Origin of the sequence: Porcipelethomonas sp., from assembly GCF_051893655.1 — a bacterium.
Taxonomy (GTDB): Bacteria; Bacillota; Clostridia; order Oscillospirales; family Ruminococcaceae; genus Porcipelethomonas.
Map to the genome: position 1 here is coordinate 1 of NZ_JBJFHN010000005.1, position 5,212 is coordinate 5,212.

Consider the following 5,212-nt stretch of genomic DNA (forward strand, 5'->3'; position numbering starts at 1 on the left):
TAAAAAAATATTCAAACTTTTTAAACTTTCCTGAGCTTTAAGAAATCAAAGAATAAAAAGGAACTATTTTCTTTTAAAGAAATTAGCAATTCCCGAAATAGCAGGCACAGCGAAAGAAAATCCCAGAGAAATCAAAAGAGGAGTTTTTGTAAGGCAGACTGTTGAAAATATCATCTGTACTGCCGGAATGTAAACTGCTGCCGCAATAACTGCCAGCGATACAAGCACTGCAAGAATAAGCTTTATATTTGAAAAATAATTTATACTGAAAATTCCCCTGGTTTCAGATTTGCATTCAAATACATGTATAAGCTGAGATACAATAAGTGTTGTAAGAGCGCCTGTTCTGGCAATATCCAGAGCTTTGCATACCCTGAGGAGTGTTGTAAAGCATCCCAGAGTACAGATTCCTATCATAAGTCCCCGGAATACTATTTTAAACATCAGTCCCCCTGAGAAAAAGCTTTCGTCAGGCTTTCTGGGACGGTGCTTCATTATGTCCTTTTCACAAGGCTCCATACCCAGAGCAATAGCCGGAAGTCCGTCTGTTACAAGATTTACCAACAGCAGCTGTGTCGGGAGTAAAACCATAGGAAATCCCATAAGTATTCCTAAAAACATTGTTATAACTTCTCCGATGTTGCAGGAAAGAAGGTATCTTACAAATTTTCTGATATTTGCATAGATTCCCCTGCCCTGTTCTACTGCCTTTACAAGTGTTGCAAAGTTATCGTCAAGGAGTATAACGTCTGCCGCCTGTTTTGTAACATCCGTACCAGTAATGCCCATGGCAACGCCCACATTGGCTTCCTTAACTGCCGGAGCATCGTTTACGCCGTCCCCTGTCATAGTGACAATATGACCTTTTCTTTTGTATGCTTTGACAAGCCTCAGCTTATGAGACGGATTCACCCTTGCAAAAACTGTAAATTTATCAAGATCCCTGTCAAGTTCAGTATCAGTCATGGCGTCAAGCTCTGCACCTGTCACAACCTTTCCGCCCTTTAAAATTCCGGCTTCCTTTGCTACTGCCGCCGCAGTTTCCTTGTGGTCGCCTGTTATCATTACTGTTTTTATGTGTGCTTCACTGCACTTTCTTACTGCCCTTTTTGCTTCCTCTCTTGGCGGATCCTGCATTGCCGCAAGTCCTAGAAATACCAGACCGCTTCCGGCTTCATTCACTGATCTTACCTCTTTTTTTGCCAGTGCAAGAACTCTTAAAGCTCTGCCGGAAAGAGATGAAATTTCCTCATTTATTCTGCGTATCATGGCACTGTCAAGGGGTACTTCCCCATGAGATGTCATCACAAAAGAACATTTGTTCAGAAGTATGTCAGGAGCACCTTTTACGTACGCTGTATCTTGTCCGGAGGGTGAACGGCTTACTACAGTCATCATTTTTGTATCACTGTCAAAGGGAATTTCAGAAATTTTTCTGCGGTCTCTTAAAGATTCACGGGTAACTCCGCCTTTTGCGGCACTTATAAGAAGTGCGATTTCAGTAGGATCGCCGGATACTTTCCATTCGCCTTTGCCTTCTGCCGTACCTCTGTTTCTGAAATTCACCTTGCTGTCTGATGAAATACTCGCTGTGGAGCATATAACTCCGCACTCTAAAAGCTCGTAAAGAGGAGGAACAGCTTTAGGATTCGGCTTAGTATCCCCCAGACGGATCTCTCCGTTGATTTTATAACCGTTTCCCAGTACGTCAAATTCCTTCATATCAGTAAAAATATGTTTTACTGTCATTTTATTTTCAGTAATAGTCCCCGTTTTATCAGAGCATATTACAGAAGCACAGCCTAAAGTTTCAACAGAATGAAGCTTATTTACCAGTGCATTTAATTTCAGCATTCTGTTTACTGCAAGAGCAAGAGCAATAGTAACCGTTGCCGGAAGTCCTTCAGGAATTGCAGCAATTGCAATTGTAATACCGGTCATAAGCATGTCAAAAACAGGCTCACCCCTTAAAACTCCTGCCAGAAAAACTATAATGCACACACCGATACATATAAGAGCCACAACCTTTCCAAGCTCTCCCAGACGCTTTTGCAAGGGCGTCTGACTTTCTTCGGCATCATTTATCATATGGGATATTTTTCCCACCTGTGCATTTTTTCCGGTAGCAATAACAAGTGCCGTTGCATTTCCCCTTGTGACAACCGTTCCCGAATAGGCAATACAGGCTCTGTTAAGGGAATTGTCCCTGTCATCAGCTGAACCGGACCTTTTCGCCACCGGCTCAGATTCTCCGGTAAGCATTGCCTCGTCTGTATACATTCCGCTGCATTCCAGAATAACGCAGTCGGCAGGTATCTTGTCGCCTGCTTCCATCTCCACAAGATCTCCCGGTACAAGTTCAGCAGCCGGAATAGTTTTATGCTTTCCGTCACGAATGACTTTCGCTGTGGGAGCAGTCATATCGGCTAAGGCTTCAAGAGTTTTTTCTGTACGGTATTCCTGAATAAATCCTAAAACAGCATTTAACAGAACAATTGCAATTATTGTTGCCGCATCATAAATTTCTCCCAGAAATACGGAAATAACTGTAGCTCCCAAAAGAATCATTACCATTACATCTTTGAATTGTCCGGCAAAAATTTTAAGTGCGCCGTTTCCCTTTTTTTCGGCAAGAGTATTGCTTCCCATTTCCTCAAGAAGCTTTGACGCCTGTTTCTGAGTTAATCCTGTCATAGCTCTTTTCTCCTTCAACAGTCCTTTCCGGACTGCCTTTTATGTTGTCCTTAAAATTCTATGCGGACAAATTTAAAATAATACCGAAAAAAGTTTGACATAAGAGCGTTTTAATGGTATCATAAAGAAAAATGAAGAAAGGCAGAAAATATGAAAAAATTAAAAATAATTAAAATTTTATCTTCAGTTTCAGTAATTTCCGCTGCTGTTATTGCCGGACTGAGCAGTGCTGGAGGCAGCTTTATGTCTTTGAAAGTAAGTTCTCCCACAGCAATTAACCGTCCGGATATGAAATATACCGTAAATATTAACATTGATGGGGAAATAGCAGATATAGTACCCATCGGAATAGGCATCAGAGGCGACGCCGACGGTGACGGAGAAGCTACTATCCGTGACGCTGCATATATCGCCAGATACCGTGCTAACGCTTCAGCAAATCCGGATTATCTGCCGGACTTTGAAGTTTCTTTAAATGGTCATATGGCAGACGCAAATGCAGACGGAAAACTTTCTATCCGTGACGCAGCAATAATCGCACGCCTTATTGCTGCTAAATACTCAAACCCCGATATCACCTGGGATGACCTTTAACCTACTTTTTTGAAAAAAAGTAGGCAAAAAACTTTCAGACGTGGCTTACTTTTATTCGTTCCTTTAAATAAGGCTCGACAACTTACTTTTTGAAAAAGTAAGACAAAAACTTTCAGACGTGGGTTACTTTTATTCGTTCCTTTAAATAAGGCTCGACAGGTTACGCTTTGAAAAAGCGTGAAAGAAACTTTTTCCTTACTTTCTTGAAGCATCAAGAAAGTAACAAAGAATTTTTTATTGTTCATTTCTTGTCATGTGACAAGAAACGAACCAAAGAAATGTAATGACAGGTTGCAGACAACAAACTGGAACGCTTAGAAAGCGACCCACAACTGTGTTGAGAAAAATCTTTACTTGCGAAGCCCTAAAAGCTGCACTCATCTTGATGGGAGCTTTCTTAAAATAAATGTTTCCATTCAAATAAATTGTCGAGCCTTATTTTTGGAATTAAATAAAAGTAAGCGACGTCTGAAAGTTTTCGCCAAGCCTTTTTCAAAAGGCTTGTATTCCGACAAATAAAGCTATTGACACTTCTGGGAATGATTGATATAATAAGGATAATAAAGTTTTTGCGAAGGTGAATTATGAAAAAGCTTTTGTTTATAGGAGATGTAGTAGGAAAAAACGGCTGCGACTTTCTTTCTGAAAGAATCTATGATATCAAAAAAAAGCACGAAATTGATATAACCGTTGTAAACGGTGAAAATTCCGCACAGGGAAACGGAATCACAAAATTTTCTGCGGACATGCTTTTAAGACTGGGTGCTGATATTATCACTACGGGAAATCATTGCTTCAAACGCCGTGATTCCATGGATATATATAACAGGGATAATATTTTAAGACCGCTTAATTTTCCGGATGGATGTCCGGGAAAAGGTATCGGTTATATAGACTGCGGATATTACAAGGTCGCCGTTATAAATCTTATGGGTACTGTATATATGGAAGCGTTGGATAACCCTTATGGTGCTATGGACAGGATTCTGGAAACAGTAAATACACCGAATATTTTAGTAGATTTTCATGCAGAAGCTACTGCGGAAAAAAAGGCAATGGGATATTATCTTGCCGGAAAGGTAACGGCAGTTATCGGAACACATACTCATGTACAGACTGCGGACGAAACAATTTTAAATGAGCATACCGGTTATCTGACTGATGCCGGAATGACAGGTCCTGAAGAATCTGTTCTGGGAGTAGCAGTCCGTCCGGCAGTGGACAAGCAGCGTTTTAAATATCCCGTAAGATTCACGGAAGCACAAACTCCCTGCTTTATAAACGGTGCTGTTATTTCATTTGACGAAAAGTCGGGCAAATGCACTAAAATCGAGAGAATAATTGATAGATAATTCACAATATTTTTTCAAAACTCTTGCATTTACGCTTTTTGTGGTGTATAATATCATTATGCTGTTGGAATCAAAAGCATTTAAGCAATTCAATTAAACAATTATTTAAATGGAGGCCAGACTATGGAAATTTTAAAAGTTTCATCACATTCTTCCCCAAATTCAGTTGCCGGAGCAATCGCCGGAGTTATTCGTGAACAAAAGGCTGTAGAAGTTCAGGCAGTGGGTGCAGGTGCAGCAAATCAGGCTATTAAATCTATTGCTATCGCAAGAGGTTATCTTGCCCCGATCGGTGTTGATCTTATCTGTATTCCTGCATTTGCTAATATTCAGATTGACGGCGAAGAAAGAACAGCTATTAAGCTTATTTGTGAACAAAGATAATTCCTATAAAATTTTTATATTTGTCGCAGCCCCGGCTTTTGCCGGGGTTTGTTTTATACAAATATCTGAATTTTATTTTGTATGAAATTTACAAAGTTTCAACATCTTTAGCCGGATTTGTTGAAAACTTATTGACTCGCCTTAAATTACATGTTAAAATTTTTCATATATAATATGAGGGAGGAATA

4 protein-coding genes are annotated in these 5,212 nt (G+C 39.9%); 3 read left to right on the top strand and 1 reads right to left on the bottom strand.

Translation table 11 applies throughout. The annotated features are described in order from the left end of the window. Positions 1–63: 63 nt before the first annotated feature. Entirely contained in the window at positions 64–2,694 is a 2,631-nt protein-coding gene (locus ACI4WO_RS00195; RefSeq protein ID WP_439805542.1) for a cation-translocating P-type ATPase, read from the bottom strand. A 150-nt stretch (positions 2,695–2,844) separates the two neighbouring features. Between ACI4WO_RS00195 and ACI4WO_RS00200 the strand changes: the two genes are divergently transcribed. From ACI4WO_RS00200 to ACI4WO_RS00210, 3 genes are all read left to right on the top strand, one after another. After that, a complete protein-coding gene (locus ACI4WO_RS00200; RefSeq protein ID WP_439805543.1) occupies positions 2,845–3,288 on the top strand; it encodes a dockerin type I domain-containing protein in 444 nt (147 codons plus the stop codon). A 584-nt stretch (positions 3,289–3,872) separates the two neighbouring features. Then, the gene (locus tag ACI4WO_RS00205; protein WP_439805544.1) at positions 3,873–4,640 is read left to right on the top strand and encodes a TIGR00282 family metallophosphoesterase; all 768 of its coding nucleotides are present in this window, start codon (positions 3,873–3,875) and stop codon (positions 4,638–4,640) included. A gap of 123 nt (positions 4,641–4,763) precedes the next feature. After that, the gene (locus ACI4WO_RS00210) at positions 4,764–5,024 is read left to right on the top strand and encodes a stage V sporulation protein S (protein WP_177497568.1); all 261 of its coding nucleotides are present in this window, start codon (positions 4,764–4,766) and stop codon (positions 5,022–5,024) included. Positions 5,025–5,212 lie beyond the last annotated feature (188 nt).